At 66.3% G+C, this 15,805-nt stretch carries 12 protein-coding genes; 4 read left to right on the top strand and 8 right to left on the bottom strand.

The window, feature by feature from the left end; all coding sequences use genetic code 11:
• The first annotated feature begins 193 nt into the window (after positions 1–193).
• A complete protein-coding gene (locus WMN78_RS01625) occupies positions 194–3,328 on the top strand; it encodes a S8 family serine peptidase (protein WP_340531636.1) in 3,135 nt (1,044 codons plus the stop codon).
• A gap of 154 nt (positions 3,329–3,482) precedes the next feature.
• On the opposite strand, the gene WMN78_RS01620 is transcribed toward WMN78_RS01625, so the two are convergent.
• Genes WMN78_RS01620 through WMN78_RS01610 form a run of 3 tightly spaced genes read right to left on the bottom strand, consistent with a single transcriptional unit; the run spans position 3,483 to position 5,357 of the window.
• Positions 3,483–3,860, bottom strand: coding sequence for a serine protease inhibitor (locus WMN78_RS01620; protein ID WP_340531635.1), 378 nt, complete (start codon positions 3,858–3,860; stop codon positions 3,483–3,485).
• The gene (locus tag WMN78_RS01615; RefSeq protein ID WP_340531634.1) at positions 3,857–4,801 is read right to left on the bottom strand and encodes a 3-methyladenine DNA glycosylase; all 945 of its coding nucleotides are present in this window, start codon (positions 4,799–4,801) and stop codon (positions 3,857–3,859) included. Before WMN78_RS01615 ends, WMN78_RS01620 begins: the two co-directional genes overlap by 4 nt.
• 4 nt (positions 4,802–4,805) lie before the next feature.
• Entirely contained in the window at positions 4,806–5,357 is a 552-nt protein-coding gene (locus WMN78_RS01610; RefSeq protein WP_340531633.1) for an SSI family serine proteinase inhibitor, read from the bottom strand.
• A gap of 271 nt (positions 5,358–5,628) precedes the next feature.
• Here WMN78_RS01610 and WMN78_RS01605 point away from each other — a divergent pair, with 271 nt between their 5' ends.
• The gene (locus WMN78_RS01605; RefSeq protein WP_340531632.1) at positions 5,629–8,676 is read left to right on the top strand and encodes a S8 family serine peptidase; all 3,048 of its coding nucleotides are present in this window, start codon (positions 5,629–5,631) and stop codon (positions 8,674–8,676) included.
• Here WMN78_RS01605 and WMN78_RS01600 read toward each other — a convergent pair.
• The gene (locus WMN78_RS01600) at positions 8,670–9,167 is read right to left on the bottom strand and encodes a MarR family transcriptional regulator (RefSeq protein ID WP_340531630.1); all 498 of its coding nucleotides are present in this window, start codon (positions 9,165–9,167) and stop codon (positions 8,670–8,672) included. The two genes, WMN78_RS01605 and WMN78_RS01600, sit on opposite strands and share 7 nt — an antisense overlap.
• A 79-nt stretch (positions 9,168–9,246) precedes the next feature.
• On the opposite strand from WMN78_RS01600, the gene WMN78_RS01595 reads away from it, so the two are divergent.
• Together WMN78_RS01595 and WMN78_RS01590 are read left to right on the top strand one after the other, a co-directional pair.
• Positions 9,247–9,474: a hypothetical protein gene (locus WMN78_RS01595; RefSeq protein ID WP_340531629.1), complete on the top strand. Its 228-nt coding sequence runs from the start codon at positions 9,247–9,249 to the stop codon at positions 9,472–9,474.
• Positions 9,475–9,618: 144 nt separating this feature from the next.
• A complete protein-coding gene (locus tag WMN78_RS01590) occupies positions 9,619–9,801 on the top strand; it encodes a hypothetical protein (protein ID WP_340531628.1) in 183 nt (60 codons plus the stop codon).
• A 93-nt stretch (positions 9,802–9,894) separates the two neighbouring features.
• On the opposite strand, the gene WMN78_RS01585 is transcribed toward WMN78_RS01590, so the two are convergent.
• The 4 genes from WMN78_RS01585 to WMN78_RS01570 all read right to left on the bottom strand — a co-directional run bounded on the left by WMN78_RS01585 (position 9,895) and on the right by WMN78_RS01570 (position 15,761).
• Entirely contained in the window at positions 9,895–11,253 is a 1,359-nt protein-coding gene (locus tag WMN78_RS01585; RefSeq protein ID WP_340531627.1) for an aspartate kinase, read from the bottom strand.
• A 133-nt stretch (positions 11,254–11,386) separates the two neighbouring features.
• Positions 11,387–11,974, bottom strand: coding sequence for a GNAT family N-acetyltransferase (locus WMN78_RS01580; protein WP_340531626.1), 588 nt, complete (start codon positions 11,972–11,974; stop codon positions 11,387–11,389).
• Positions 11,975–11,995: 21 nt separating this feature from the next.
• A complete protein-coding gene (gene recR / locus WMN78_RS01575; protein ID WP_340531625.1) occupies positions 11,996–12,595 on the bottom strand; it encodes a recombination mediator RecR in 600 nt (199 codons plus the stop codon).
• Between the two features lie 61 nt (positions 12,596–12,656).
• Complete coding sequence (locus WMN78_RS01570; protein ID WP_340531624.1) at positions 12,657–15,761, bottom strand: DNA polymerase III subunit gamma and tau; 3,105 nt, start codon at positions 15,759–15,761, stop codon at positions 12,657–12,659.
• Positions 15,762–15,805: the final 44 nt, after the last annotated feature.

Below are 15,805 nucleotides of genomic sequence, written 5' to 3'. Positions count from 1 at the left end.
GCTGTTCCCCACCCGCGCCTCGAGTGACAAAAGTAAACCACTGTGCCCTATGTCATATTCGGCTCTCACTCTGTACTGTTTGACACGGCTGGTCTCGCCGAGTGACAGGAACTGTCAGTCCGGCTGCCCGCGCCAGCTGACCGAGACCGGCCACACCGCCGGACCCGTACCTCATGAAAGGTTTCAGTCGCTCGTGAAATCAAAAGGAACAAGCCTTCCCCGGGTCGGGGGACTCCGGAAGGCAGCAGCGCTGGCTGTTGGCCTGCCGCTGCTACTCTCCTCCGTTGCAGTGGGTCCCGCTACCGCGGCGCCTGCTGAGCCCAGTGGCGTGGAGCAGGCCACAAACGTCAACCCGACAGACTACAAAGACGGCCGCTATATCGTGGTCCTCGCTGAAAAGGCCGCCGCGGCGTACGAAGGCGGGACGGCCGGCATAGGGGCAACCAAACCACAGCAGGGCCGCAAGCTCGACGCCGGGAGCCAGAACTACAAAGCGTATGACGCGCACCTCCGCAAAGCCCAGCGTGACGTCGCGTCCAAGCAGGGCGTCACCCCGTCGAAGCAGTTCACCGGCGCGCTCAACGGCTTCGTTGCCGAGCTCACCGCTCTGCAGGCAACCGAGCTGGCTAAGGACAGCAACGTGCTCCTGGTGGCACCGGACGTTGAGAACGCCCCGGACTACACCACCACCGACTTCCTGAAACTCACGGGCAGCGAGGGCGCCTGGGCAAAGCAGTTCGGCGGCGAAGCCGGTGCCGGCAAGGGCGTGGTGGTCGGCGTGATCGACTCCGGCTACGCCCCGGACAATCCTTTCCTGCAGGGGGATGCGGTCCAGCCGCTCAAGGGCAAAGCTGAGGTTGGCGTCCCGTATCTCACGGAGGCCGGCAGGATCGCCATGCTGAAGGCGGACGGCACTACCTTTGAGGGCGAATGCCAGAAGGGCATCGAATCGGGGGCGTCCTTCGATGGAACCCTCTGCAATTCCAAGGTGGTCAGCGCCCGCCACTTTGCTGACTCCTTCCGCCAGTACGTGACGCCCGAACACCGCGCCCCGGAGGAACTGATCTCCCCGGTGGACGTCGGCAGCCACGGCACGCACACGGCCACCACCGCCGCCGGCAACGCCAACGTGGAACAGGTCATCGACGGCGCCAGCTTCGGCAAGAGCTCCGGCGTTGCCCCTGCCGCCAAGGTCGCCGTGTACAAGGTCTGCTGGGAGGACGACAACCCCAACACCGGCGGCTGCTACTCGTCCGCCTCGGTGGAAGCTGTTGACGCGGCCATCAAGGACGGGGTGGATGTCCTCAACTACTCCATCTCCGGCAACACCAACAGCACTTCGGATCCTGTTGCACTGGCCTTCCTGAATGCAGCCGCCGCCGGCGTGTTCGTTTCGGCCTCGGCCGGCAACTCCGGCCCCACCGTTTCCACCGTGAACCACGCGTCGCCGTGGCTGACCACCGTCGCAGCCTCCACCTTCCCCAGCGACCTGCTGGGCACGGTCAAGGTATCCGATGGCAGCATGTTCCGTGGCGCCTCCATCATGAAGTCTGAAGTCAAGGACGCCGGCGTGGTGGTTGCCGCCGACGCTGCGGCCCCGGATGCGCCAACGGCCGCGAACCTGTGCGGCCCTGGAACGCTGGACGCCGCGAAGGTCAGCGGCAAGGTCGTCGTCTGTGACCGCGGCGTCGTGGACCGCACGGCCAAGAGCCTCGAGATCCAGGCAAAGGGCGGCGTGGGCATGATCCTGGTCAACCTGTCCTCCAGCTCCGAAGATGCAGACAACCACGTGCTGCCCACCGTCCACGTCAATGCCCCCAAGAGCCTGGAACTCAAATCCAAGCTTGCTGCCAACCCGGCGGTCACGGTGAGCCTCCTCAAAGGTGACCTCACCGGCCAGCCGCTATCCCCGGCCCCCCAGGTGGCAGGGTTCTCCTCCCGGGGCCCCAGCCTGGCCTCCGGCGGCGACCTCCTGAAGCCGGACATTTCGGCGCCCGGCGTGAACGTCCTGGCCGGCGTTTCCACCATCGGCAACAACGGCGCTCAGTTCGGCTTTATGTCCGGCACCTCCATGGCTGCCCCGCACATCGCCGGCTTTGGAGCCTTGGTGCTCAGCAAGCAGCCCAAATGGTCCCCAGCCATGGTCAAGTCCGCGATGATGACCACCGCGTACCCGCTGGTCACCGCCGACGGCACCCCCAATCGGAACCCGTTCGAAGGCGGTGCCGGGCATATTGACGCCACCCGCGTGCTGGACCCGGGACTCGTGTACAACTCGGACATTGCGCAGTGGCTGGCCTTCCTGAACGGCCAGGGCGTGGCGACCGGTGCACCCCAGGCCGGCACCATTGCGGCGCGCGACCTCAACCTGCCCTCCATTGCACTGGGCAGCCTCGTGGGCGAGATCCAGGTCAAGCGCCAGATCACAGCGCTGGTCCCGGGAACTTACCGGCCCGTGGTGGACATGCCCGGCGTCAGCGTCCACGTGGAGCCGCAGATGCTGAACTTCGCCAAGGCAGGGCAGACCCGCGAGGTCACCCTCACCATCAAGAACGTCAGTGCGCCGGTGGGCAAGTTCACCACGGGCACCCTGACGTGGAAGGGGCCGCGCACGGTCAGCTCGCCTATTGCCATCCGTCCGGTGGACGCCCAGATTGCACCGTCGTTTGCCTTCAGTTCGGCCACCGGCACCGGCAGCGGAATCCTGGACCTGGTCTCCGGCTCGGACTCACCCATCGCGGTGGGTGTGGAAGGGCTTGCGCCCCTGTCCGAGACGGCCATCACCAAGACACCCGGCGCCTACGCGGCAAAGAATGACGAGCACAACGCAGTCGTCAAAGTCGACGTGCCCGCCGGCGCGACGTTTGCCCGGCTGGGCATCCAGGCCGAAACGGAGGACGTCGACTGGGACATGGTGGTCTACGCACCCAACGGAAGCGGGGGCCTGGTGGCCACCCAGGTGGCAACGGCAGCGGCAAGTGAATTCCTCAACGTGGAATCGCCCCGGGCAGGGACGTACTACATCGTGGCGAACCTTTACTCCACGCCGGACAACGGACCCGCGTCCGCACGGATCCAGGCCGCTTCATTCCAGGGCAATTCCGGGAACCTGACCGTCAACCCGAATCCGATCGTTGCCCCCAACGGCACGGCCACCACGGCTACGGCCGACTGGACCGGCCTCGCGGCGGGCTCCTACCTGGGCCGCCTGAGCCTGGGCGACAACGGGATCAGGACGTGGATCAACGTCAAGGTGGGTACCGAAACGGCACCCGCCCCGGCCGGTGCTCCGGCGGTCACGTCCGTGGACGCAGTCCCGGGAACCTAAGGTAGGGGCGCCTCCACTCAGGGAACGCCCTCACTAAACAGATACCGATAAACAAATACCGAAACAAGGAACGTCCCGGCAGCCGCGAGGCTCCCGGGACGTTCCTGCGTGCGGCGCCCGCGCCGTACAGGGTGTGCAGCTCAGGTGCGGCCCTTCAGGTCTGGCCGGTGGAGCCGGCCGTGCCGCCCAACAGCGGGGCCAGGGAACGCCACCGCGCAATTTCGCAGCCGTCGGTCAGACTGAAACGGCTGTGGACGGGACGGCCGTGGAACGTCCCGGTGACCACGGCCACCTGGGGTCCGCCGTACTGCTGGGTGCACATCATGTCCGCCCGCCGGGGCGCGAAGAAGACTTCATCGCCGAAGCGTTCGACGGCGGCGAGCGCCGCCGCCGGATCCGGCAGTGTTGATCCCTTCAGGGCGGCAGGCTGTGGCGCTATTCCGTGGCGCACCACGAGGCGGAACTCGTGCTCCGGCGCGCCCGGCGCCTCGGTCAGCCGGACGGTCAGGTCTACGTCCACTTCGCCGCTCATCCGCTGTTCCGAACCTCGTCCACCAGGGGTGTCAAGGCTTCAAGGAGCCGCCCCCGCAGCACCTGCGCCTCGGCGGAGAAGGCGCGCTGATATTCGACATACGTTGCTTTGCCGGCGGCAGTTTCGATCGGGATGGGCGGGTAGCCCCACTCCTCGAGGTCGTACGGGGACGCCTGCATATCCATGGCGCGGACCCGCCAGGACAGTTCGAAGCAGTCCATAACGAGGTCACTGGGCAGGGCGGGTGCCAGCTTGTAGGCCCACTTGTAGAGGTCCATGTTGGCGTGCAGGCACCCTGGCTGTTCCATGGACCGCTGGTTGTCCCTGCTCGGAGTGAGTTCGTTCAGGGGTAAGGCATCCGGGGTGTAGAAGCGGAAAGCGTCAAAGTGCGAGCACCGGATCCTGTTGTCCTCCACCACCTGGTCGGTGCCCGCCGCCCCGAGGCGCAGCTGCAGGTATTCGTGGCGCAGCTCAAACTTGTCCTGGCGGTACACCATGGCCCACTCGTGGAGCCCGAAACAGCCGAACTGCGCGGGCCGCAGCGCGGTGCCGCGCAGAATGATCCCCGCGAACTGCAGTGCCTCCGTGCGTTCGGCCAGGAAAGCGTTGCGGTCAACCGCTGCGGCGGTGGTCCCAGGCGGCAGCCCGGCGGCGGCGAGGTCGCCGTCGTCGAGCATTCGGTAGTACTTCCAGCCCGAGCGGGCGGCCGCCTCGGGCCCGGTAAGGATGACGCCGGCGCCAGGGTGCCAGCGCAGGAGCTGGCCGGGCTTCTGGGTGTAGTACGTGAAGAGGAAATCCTCCACCGGGTGTTTCCTGCCGGCGGAGCGGCGGGAAAGGTAGGGGTCGGCGTAGCGCCTGACCCGGGCCTGGTGGGCCGCTTCCAGATTCTTCCAGGCGTCCGCCGGCAGCACCGTATGCGGGCCGTGCTTCAGGATCTGCATCAGCCTAGGACACTCCGCCCGCGGAACCGAGGATGTCCTTGGCCGCATTCCACAGTCCGATTTCGCAGCCATCCCTGCGCGCGAATGACGTATCCACCGGTGAATCATCCACGATCCCGGTGACAGTGGCCTCTTGCGGGCCGCCGTACTGCTGGGTGCAGGCCTGGTCCGTTCTGCGGGGAGCCGGGCTCAGCACGGCAGGGTTGTCCTTCAGTGCGGTGCACGCCGCGGCGGCCGAGGGGTGGCTGCTTTCCTTCGCCGGAACTCCGTCCTTGCACACCAGGGTGTAGTTCAGGGCTGGTTCCGATTCCGACGGCTTGATCATGATGGCGAGCTCGGCGTTTCCCTTGCCCGGGCTGGATGTGGCGGGCGCGGAGGACGGCGGCGGAGCGGGAGCCGGTACGGTCGTTTCGGTGTCCGGCGACGGCGTCGCCGTGGGGCTGGCGCTGGCGGAGGTGGCCGAGGGAGAAGGCGTTGGGCTGCCACCGCCCGGCGAGCAGGCTGCGAGGCCGGCAACGGATACCAGAACGAGTGCGTGAATCCATGCCTTACGCATTACCGGTCCTCCTCATTTTGATCCATTCTATCGCCGCCGCCCCACGATGAACCCTGCCGTTCGGCCCGGCCTCCGGAACGCGCGCAGCTGCGGCATCCAGGGCCCGGCGTTTAAATCTGTCCGGAACATCTCGATTCCGCGGCCCCACTCCGGTATGTTTCTCCCATCACTGGATGTATGGCCTCACGCCCACGTTGCGCCGACGTGGACGGATGCGTCCAAGGGGTGGGACCGGCTACGCCACCGGTCCGGCAACCTAGGAGGCAGCGTCATGACCTATCCGCAAGAGGGCTCCAGAGTCCAGGACACAAGTGTCCACGGCAGAGGCGTTCGGGGCAGAAGCCCGGCGTCACGCCTCGCCGCCGCAGTTGCTCTGGCAACTTCCCTGTTGATCGGCCAGGGGCTGGCAGCACCGGCGTGGGCAGCCGCCGACCCCCCGGCGGAAGACGCGCCTTCACTGGATGCAGGCCGCTACATTGTGATGCTGAAGGACAGACCCGTCGCCGCCTACACGGGCGGCGTCGAGGGCATTCCGGGGACCGCGGTCGCCAATGGAAAGCTCGACGCCGGCAGTGCTGAATCCCAACGCTACTCGGCACATCTGGAATCACAGCAGACCAGACTTGCGGCGGCGGAAGGCGTGGCCATCAGGGACAGTTACACCCTGGCGGTGAACGGCTTCAGCGCGGAACTGTCCGCGGAACAGGCAAACTCGTTAGCCAAGGACGGAAGCGTCCTTGCTGTCGTTAAAGACAGCCTGCACAAAATCGACTACTCAAGCACCGAATTTCTGGGCCTGCCCGGTTCCGGGGGCGTCTGGGCGGAACACTTCGGCGGTGAAGCCAATGCCGGCAAGGGAACGGTAGTGGGTGTGCTGGATACGGGCTACACACCCGGCAATCCCTTCTTAGCGGGCCAACAGGTGAAGCCGCTGTCCGGAGCACCCGTTGTGGGCGAGCCCTACCTGTCGCCGGCAAACCAGATCACCATGCTGAAAGCGGACGGAAGCACCTTCGCGGGCGTCTGTGAGGCCGGAGACCAATTCGCCGGCACTGAGTGCAACGGCAAGGTCATCGGCGCCCGGTACTACGACGAAGCATTCAAGGCAATCGTGCCGCCGACCCTGCGCTCGTCCAAGGAAACGTTCTCTCCACTGGACATCAACAACCACGGCTCGCATACCGCCAGCACAGCCGCGGGCAACAGCGATGTCAGCCAGGCTGTGGGCGGCCGCGACTTCGGCAAGGGCTCCGGGGTGGCCCCCGCCGCGAAGCTCGCCATCTACAAGGTCTGCTGGGAGGGCGCCAGCCCGGCAACCACCGGCTGCTTCGCCTCCAGCGGCGTGGAGGCCATCGAGGACGCCATCAGGGACGGCGTCGACGTCCTGAGCTACTCCATCTCGGGCACCAACAACTCCACCGTGGATCCGGTGTCCATCGCCTTCCTGAATGCGGCCGCGGCCGGCATCTTCGTGGCCGCGTCAGCCGGCAACTCCGGTCCGGCGGCCAGCACCGTCAACCATGCCGCTCCGTGGATGACCAGCGTGGCAGCCTCCACCCACAGCAGCAGCCTTCGGGGCACGGTGGAGCTGTCCAGCGGCGAGAAGTTTGCGGGTGCGAGCATCATGGCCACTGAAGTTGCGGATGCGCCCATCGCGCTCGCCGCGACGTTGAAAACAGCAGAGGCCCTCGAGGCCAACGCTGCGCTGTGTGCGCCCGGCACCCTGGACCCGGCCAAGACCGCAGGCCGGATCGTGGTCTGTGACAGGGGGGTAGTGGACCGAACCGCCAAGAGCCTGACCGTGTCCCAGGCAGGCGGCGTCGGCATGGTTCTGGTCAACCTGACACCCAACTCGCTGGATGTGGATCTGCACAGCATTCCTACGGTCCACGTCGAGGACCCTGCCATCAAAGAGGCGGTTGCGGCCGAGGCGGGGTTGACGGCGAGCCTGGTATCCACTGACACTACCGGGCAGGATCCGCCGCCGGTTCCCCAAATTGCGGGGTTCTCCTCGCGCGGGCCAACCCTGGCAGCCAACAGCGACCTCTTGAAACCTGACATTGCGGCTCCCGGCGTGGGTGTCCTGGCAGCTGTCTCACCGGTCGGATCCAACGGCCAGAACTTCGGGTTTCTCTCGGGAACGTCGATGGCAGCCCCGCACATTGCAGGGTTTGGGGCGCTGCTGCTGGGCAAGAACGCCCTCTGGTCCCCGGCCGCCGTGAAGTCAGCGATGATGACCACCGCCTACGACCTGGTGGACGCTGAAGGAAACCCTGTCCACGACGTCTTTGCCCAGGGCGCCGGACAAATCGACCCGGCCCGGATCGCGACGCCCGGGCTGGTGTACGACGCCGGCCCCAGCGACTGGCTCGGTTTCCTGCAGGGCCAGGGCCATCAGCTGGGCGTTGCCCCGGTGGCCGCCAAGGACGTGAACCTGCCGTCCATCGCCATCGGCGGCCTCACAGGGACGCAGACCGTGACCCGCACAGTGACTGCCTTGACAGCCGGAAGCTACAGCGCCGACGTCGATATTCCGGGGATCACGGCGGAGGTGACCCCGGATGTGCTGACCCTGAAAGAAGGTGAGAAGGCCACGTTCACGGTGCAGTTCACGAACTCCGGCGCCACCTTGGATGCCTTTGTTGGCGGGTCGCTGACGTGGAGTTCGGATGAGACGGCTGTCCGCTCGCCGGTGGCGATCCGTTCCGTGACCGCGGTTGCGCCGGCCGTGGTCAACGCCTCCTCGGCGGGCGGCAGCGGCAGCGTCGTCATTCCGGTAACGTCCGGGAGTCCCGAGCCAATCGACGTGACCGTGAAGGGGCTTGCCAAAGCGAACTCGACGGCGATCAGCCTGGTTCCGGGGCCCTACACCGGGATCAAGGACGCCGCGAACGACGTTCAGGTGGTGAATGTCCCAGCCGGTTCTTCCCTTGCGAGGTTTGCGGTCAACTCCGCCAACCCGGCAGCGGACTTCGACCTGTACGTGGTTTCGCCGGCCGGTCTGCTGTACCCGGGGGCTACGCCTGCGGCGAACGAGGCAGTCTCCATCAAGGATCCGGTGGCAGGCGACTGGAAGGTGACCGCCAACCTGTTTGCCAGCCCCGGCAACGCGGCAACCGCGGCGTCGGTTGACGTGATGATCCTTGCCGGTGACGCCGGAAACCTGACCCTCAGCCCCAACCCCCTCACCATTGAAAACGGCGCCAGCGGCGAGCTCACTGCCAGCTGGACCGGACTTGAGGCAGGAAACTGGACGGGCCTGATGACTTTCGGAACGGGGCCCTCAACGCAGCTGAACGTCGCCGTGACAGCTCAATGAGCGCCCGCAGCGGCGTCACCTACGGCGGCGGCTTTGGTGGCGGAGATTAGTTCGGTCATGGCCTGGTGGAGGGTGGCCACCTGATCTCGGGTCAGGCCCAAGCGCTCCATCATGGTTCCCGGGACTGCCGTGGCCTGCTGCCTGAGGGCTGCGCCGCTGGGGGTTAGGCCAACGGCCAGGGCGCGCTCGTTGCCGGCAGCACGGCCGCGGGTGATGTAGCCGGCTGATTCGAGACGGCGCAGCAGCGGCGAGATGGTTGCCGGCTCCTGGGCCAGTGCGTCACTTATGTCCCGGACCGAGCGCGGGCTGGACTCCCACAGACACAGCATCACGAGGTACTGCGGGTGGGTCAGCCCCAGCCTGTCCAGCACCGGTTTGTAGGCACCGACGACGCTCCGCGACGCTACGGTTAGGGCAAAGCAAAGCTGGTGTTCCAGCAGGAGGTCTTCGTCAGACGCTTCGAGGGCATAGGCCGGGCGCTGATTCGTCACTGCTCGCTCCTTGATCGTTAGTGGGCTAATGATTAGCGTACACTGGATTGGACGTGATCGTTCTGAAAGGGAATCCGCAATGGCCAGCAAGGAAAACGCCGCCCAAAAGTTCATGCGTGCCACCGGCAAGCTCCGGGCCATCTTCGGGCCGGCCAACCGCAGTGCCTTGAGCCACGAGATGACCGACGAGAACAAGGCCCTCCTTATCCGCCGCGAAGCGGAGACCCAGCAGTGGGAAACGGTTCGCAGGCCGGACGGCAGCACCTACGTGGTGCCCAGGAACCCGGAGGATAAGTCCCTTCGCTAGCTCGCTTACCGGCGGGCAGCCCGGGGCCTTTTCGTGTCCCCGGGCGTAAAATATGGGCACAGGTACCAACCGGCCAATGCAGCACTGCTTGACCCGACTGAGGGAAAGGGGGTGGGAATTGTGGCAAAGGCGATACAGCGCTTCATGAGCCAGACTGACAAGTTGCGGTTCTTCTTCGGACCCGCCACGCGGGGTGATCCGACCCTGCCCGTTGTTCACACGCATGACGACTTTGAGTCGGCTTCCGAAGAGGACTTGGCCCACTTCGAAGTAGAGACAGACTCCGAGGGGCATCACTACGCGGTCCGCAAGGAAGACATCACGTAGCCCACTCTCGTGAGACGCACAAAAGGAACGGCACAGCGGTTTTGCCGCTGTGCCGTTCCTTTTGCTGTCTGTAGTGGCTGGGCGGGGCCCGCCTTAGCGGCCGGTACCGCCGTAGACCGTTGCTTCGTCTTCGCTATCCAGGTCGAACGCCTTGTGGATGGCCCGGACTGCATCGTCGAGCAGGTCGGCGTGCGTCACCACAGAGATGCGGATTTCCGACGTCGAGATCATGTTGATGTTGATACCGGCGTCGGACAGGGCCTTGAAGAAGGTGGCCGAGACACCAGGGTGGGAACGCATGCCGGCGCCGATCAGCGAAAGCTTGCCGATCTGTTCGTTGTATTCGATGCTCTCGAAGCCGATTTCCGGCTGCGCCGCACGCAGGGCAGCGAGGGCGTCGGCGCCTTCCACGATGGGGAGGGTGAAGGAAATATCCGTCCGGCCCGTCCCGTGCGTGGAGACGTTCTGGACGATCATGTCGATGTTGGAGTGCGCGTCGGCGATGACCTGGAAGATCGCGGCGGCCTTGCCAGGGATGTCGGGGACTCCCACCACGGTGACCTTGGCTTCGGAACGGTCGTGTGCAACGCCGGAGATGATTGGCTGCTCCAAGGCAACTCCCTCTTGAGTCTTGATCTTGTCGTCGGTTCCTGGCATGACCCAGGTACCTTCGTTCTGACTGAATGACGAGCGCACATGCAGCGGCACGCCGAAGCGCCGCGCGTATTCCACGCAGCGCAGGTGCAGGATCTTGGCGCCGGAGGCGGCCAGTTCCAGCATTTCTTCGCTGGAGATGCGGTCGATCTTCTGGGCGGAGGGCACCACGCGGGGATCCGCCGTGTAAATGCCGTCCACATCCGTGTAGATTTCGCAGACGTCGGCGTCCAGCGCTGCGGCCAGGGCCACGGCGGTGGTGTCGGATCCGCCGCGTCCCAGGGTGGTGATCTCGTTGGTGGTGCGGCTCATGCCTTGGAATCCGGCCACGATGGCGATGTGTCCCTTGTCCAAGGCGGTGCGGATCCGGTGGGGATCGACGTCGATGATGCGCGCCTTGCCGTGGATGCCGTCGGTGATCATGCCGGCCTGCGAGCCCGTGAAGGACTGGGCCGAGGCACCCAGCTTGTTGATGGCCATGGCTACCAGGGCCATGGAGATTCGCTCACCGGCGGAGAGGAGCATGTCCATTTCACGCGCGGGGGCCGAATCGGTGACCTGCGCGGCAAGGTCCAGCAGTTCGTCGGTGGTGTCACCCATCGCGGACACCACTACAACTACTTCGTTGCCGGCCCGTTGGGCGTCCACGACGCGCTTTGCCACCCGTTTGATGCCGTCCGCGTCGGAAACCGAGGAGCCGCCGAACTTCTGCACAATGAGCTGCTTGGTCCGGGCAGCGGCCGCGGGCAGCACATGCGACTGGTTCTCGGTTTTCACTTCGGTAGTGGGCATACTCATGCGCGCACCCTCACTGCATCAAATCGGGGTTCCGGGGCCAAGCAACCAAAAAGGCGCGACGGCGTAACTGATGTGCCAAGTTTATCGCCGGGAACGGCGCGGCGCTGAATTGTGACCGCATGGTGGCCTCCCGCTAGTCATCTTCGACGAGGGGCCACGCCGCGCGGTCCAGACGGTAGCGCCACGAGGCCAGCCCCTTGCCATGGGTGTCCTGGGCGGCGGTGAAGTAGTGATCCTGGACGAAGCCGAGACCTTCCAGGAGGCGCCGCGAAGCGGTGTTCGGTTCGTAGACGCCAGCGTAGATGGCGTTCGTCCCGCGCTCAGTGAAGAGCCAGCGGACCAGTGCCCCGGCGGCTTCGCTGCCGTACCCCCTGCCGTGGTGGTCCGGGTGGAGGAGGTAGCCGAGGCTGGCGAAGTCCGCCGGAATCCCGCCCGGCAGCGGCGGCTCGGCCGAGTTCCATGTGCGGGCGTCGCCGATCACGGTGCCGGTGGAGCGGAGCACTACCGCCCAGGCGTAGTGGAACCAATCGGCCGTGGAGCGTTCAGCGCGGACCAGCAGTTGAGCGAGTAGCCGGTCCGTTTGCCTCGCCGTCAGGGGTTGGTGCGACAAATAGCGGACCGCGTCGGGATGGCCCCGGAATCCTCGGAGCGCGGTGGCGTCGGCTTGCGCCACGAGGCGCAATTCCAGGCGTTCAGTGACGATGGAGGGAAACGGTTCCATGGCGTGCCGTCGCTGTCAGGATCAACTCAGGGCGTTGCGGCGGCCCTCGAACGCGCGCCCCAGGGTGACTTCATCCGCGTACTCCAAATCTCCGCCCACTGGCAGGCCGGAAGCGAGCCTGGTGACGGTGATGCCGATCGATTTCAGCATCCGAGCCAGGTACGTGGCCGTGGCCTCACCCTCAAGGTTGGGGTCGGTGGCGATGATGATTTCCTGGATGGCGCCGTCGTTCAGCCGGGTGAGGAGTTCCCTGATGCGCAGCTGATCCGGACCGACTCCGGCGATGGGGTTTATCGCGCCGCCCAAGACGTGGTACCGGCCCCGGAAGGAACGGGTGCGCTCAACAGCCAGGACGTCCTTGGACTCCTCCACAACGCAAATGACCGAGGGATCCCGGCGCGTGTCGCGGCAGATGTTGCACAGCTCCTGCTCCGTGACGTTGCCGCACACCGTGCAGAATTTCACCCGTTCCTTCACCGTGGTGATGGCTTCGACGAGCCGCTTCATGTCCTGCGGGTCCGCTTCGAGGATATGGAAAGCCAACCGCTGGGCGGACTTGGGCCCCACCCCGGGAAGGCGGCCCAGTTCGTCGATCAGCTCTTGAACTGCACCTTCGTACACAATGTCCTCGTTCGTTTGACTCGTTTGTTTGAAGGATGCCCTTAACATCCCGCGGGGCGGACTAGAAGCGCGGTGGGATCGGGCTGCCGTCCAGGGACCGCTCTTCCACCAGCTTTCCGCCCAGAATACGCTCGACGGCGGCGCGTCCAAACACGCCTGATTCTTCGATCGTTTCGTCGTCCGGGCTGGGTGTGTCCTGGACATAGGTCTTGACGGACTCCGCCTGCCGCGCAGGAGCCTTGGCCCGGCCGGCTTCAGCCTCGGGGCTGTTGGACAGACGCTGGTACAGGCTTTGCTTTACGGCTGCGCCTGGAGTCGCTGCCGGGGCCGGGGCGGACTGGGCCGGGGCGGATGCGTAAGCCGCTGGTGCCGATGCCGACGCGATGCTCCTGACGTCCGGGCCCGGCATGGCCGGTGACGGGTCGGCTGCCGTGGCAGGACCATACTGCGCGGAGGCAGTCCAGCCGGCGCCGGAGGAGCTGCCCGCACCGACCAGTGCGCCCACGGGCTGCCGGACTTCTGCCGGGCGCGGGGATTCACCGGATCCAAGGGTGGACGTTTCTTCCGGGGCCTCGACAGGCCGCGGGAGCTGGGCTGCCGCCGGCTCGTAGTGGCGCGCCGGAGGCTCCGGAACAACAGGCAGGGCGGCGCGGTCCGGGTCTTCCACGGACTTGCCAACGTTCGACTCGGAACTGACCGTCCAGACGCCCGGGGCCTCTTCCTTGGCGCGGGACCATGGATCGTCGCTGGATGTGTCGCCCGCCGCGCGTGAAGAGCCGGCCGGAGTGAGTGGTTTGCCCGGCTGCCCGCCTGTGCCCTGGTTTTCCGGAGCCGGTCGTGACTGTGCAGGACGTTCCTGTACCTGACGTTCCTGCGCCGGAGCGGACGGCGCCCAGTCCATCGGCGGCTCTTCGTCCAGCGGGGGAGCATCTTCGTCCAGGGGCGGGCCCCAGTCGTCGTCGGGGTAGCTGTACGAACCGGAATCCGCCTCTTGCGGCTGCGGCGCCGGGGCAGCTGGCGCTGCGGGCCCGCGCTGCACGTCCGCGCTGGCAGAGCCGGCGGCACGGGCAGGAGCTGGGTTGGTCGCCGGGAGGCTGGCTGGCGCGCTGGCCGGGCCGGCAGCTGCAGGGCTGGCTTCGGGTTCTGTGGCCGGCGCAGCCGGGGCAGGCGCAAGACCCCAGGCAACGTCGGCGGACGTCGCCGGAGCTTCCTGCTTAGCGGGTGCTTTTGGGTTTGGCTCAGAGCTCGCTGAGCTGCCGGCGCTGCTGGGCACTGCATGGACGCCACCGGACACCGCATTGATCTGGCAGTCGATGCCAACAGTCTTGTGGATTGCCTGGCGGAGGTTTTCGGAGTGGTCTGCCCGGCCGAAGGCGCCGGCCAGTCCGGAGGTGGTGAAGACCAGTGTGAGCACTTGGCCGTCGAACTGGCCCACCTGGGCGTTCGGTTCGACAAGCGCCCAGGTGCTGCGCTTGATCTTGCTCAGGGTCTGCAGAATGTCAGCCCAGGCGCGCCGCAGGACCTCCACGTCGCCCCCGGGACCGTGGGCAGGAACGTGGCTTTCCGCCGCGGGTTGCCTGGCTTCGGACTCCATCGGTGTCCGCTCGGCAGCCACGGGTTCAGCCGCGGCGGGCGCGGCCGGTGCCGGCGCCGCAGCGGCGGCAGGGGCCGGCGGAGCGGCAGGACGGGAAGCAGCCTGTCCGGACGGGCCCCGATTCGCCGCTGGTTGCTCATCGATGGGCCAATCGGCGGTGGAAACGCGCGGCGGAGTCAGGGATTCGCGTGCGGGCGCTGCACTGCGTGCTGCGGCCGGTTCAGCCGAAAGCGCGGGAATGGAAGCCGGTTCCGGTGACTGTGCCTGAACCGGTACGGCCTGAACCGGTGCGGAAGGTGTCGCTGAAGCGGCCGGGGGAGCGGACTCCGGCGTTGCCGCGGGCGCCGCTGCCGGCGCGGAAGGGGCCGCTGAAGCGGCGGCGGGAGCTCCGACGTCGTTCCCGCCGTAGTTCAGGCGGCGCTCCACGCGGTCGATCCGGGCAGCGATGCCGCGCTCGGTCTGTTCGGAAGTGGGGAGCAGGATGCGGGCACACAGCAGCTCAAGGTGCAGCCGTGGCGACGTTGCCCCTGTCATCTCAGTGAGGGCGGTGTTGGTCACGTCTGCAGCCCGGGACAGCTCTGCGGCGCCAAGGTTGTGGGCCTGGTTCTGGAGCCGGGCTATCTGGTCGGCCGGCATGCCGCGGAGGATCGACTGGGCGCTCTCCGGCATGGCCTGGACAATGATGAGGTCGCGGAAGCGCTCCAGGAGGTCCTCCACGAAGCGTCGCGGATCGTGGCCGGTCTGGATCACGCGGTCCACTGCCCGGAACACTGTGGCCGCGTCCGCGGCGGCCACGGCTTCAACGACGTCGTCCAGAAGGGACGCGTGCGTGTAGCCCAGGAGTGCGACGGCGAGCTCGTAGTCCAACCCGGTGGGTCCGGCGCCTGCCATCAGCTGGTCCAGGACTGAGAGCGAGTCCCGGACCGAACCGCCGCCGGCCCGGATGACCAGGGACAGCACTCCGGGCGCCACGGGAACGTTTTCCTGGTTGCAGAGCAACTCAAGGTAGGCCATGAGGGGCTCGGGCGGTACCAGCCGGAACGGGTAGTGGTGGGTCCGCGAACGGATGGTGCCGATCACCTTGTCCGGCTCCGTGGTGGCAAAGATGAACTTGATGTGTTCCGGCGGCTCTTCCACGATCTTGAGCAGGGCGTTGAAGCCGGCGGAAGTGACCATGTGGGCTTCGTCGATGATGAAGATCTTGTACCGGTCCCGGACGGGAGCGTAGGTGGCGCGTTCGCGGAGGTCGCGGGCATCGTCAACGCCGCCGTGGCTCGCGGCGTCGATCTCGATCACGTCGAGTGAACCGGAGCCTCCGCGTGCCAACTCAACGCAGCTGGGGCACTTCCCGCACGGAGTATCGGTGGGACCCTCGGCGCAGTTGAGGCAGCGGGCCAGGATGCGGGCGGACGTGGTCTTTCCGCAGCCGCGCGGACCGGAAAAAAGGTAGGCGTGATTGACGCGGTTCTTTCGCAACGCCATCATCAGCGGATCGGTGACGTGTTCCTGCCCGATAACGTCAGCAAAGGAGTCTGGACGGTATCTGCGGTAAAGGGCGGTTGTAACACTCACAGAGAAAACCCTACCAATCCGGGCCGACAATCAGATCCCTCACG

The sequence above is a fragment of the Arthrobacter oryzae genome (genome assembly GCF_037911235.1).
Classification (GTDB): domain Bacteria; phylum Actinomycetota; class Actinomycetes; order Actinomycetales; family Micrococcaceae; genus Arthrobacter; species Arthrobacter oryzae_E.
The sequence above is the reverse complement of the archived record's forward strand: the minus strand, read 5'-3'. Positions and strand labels throughout refer to the sequence as shown.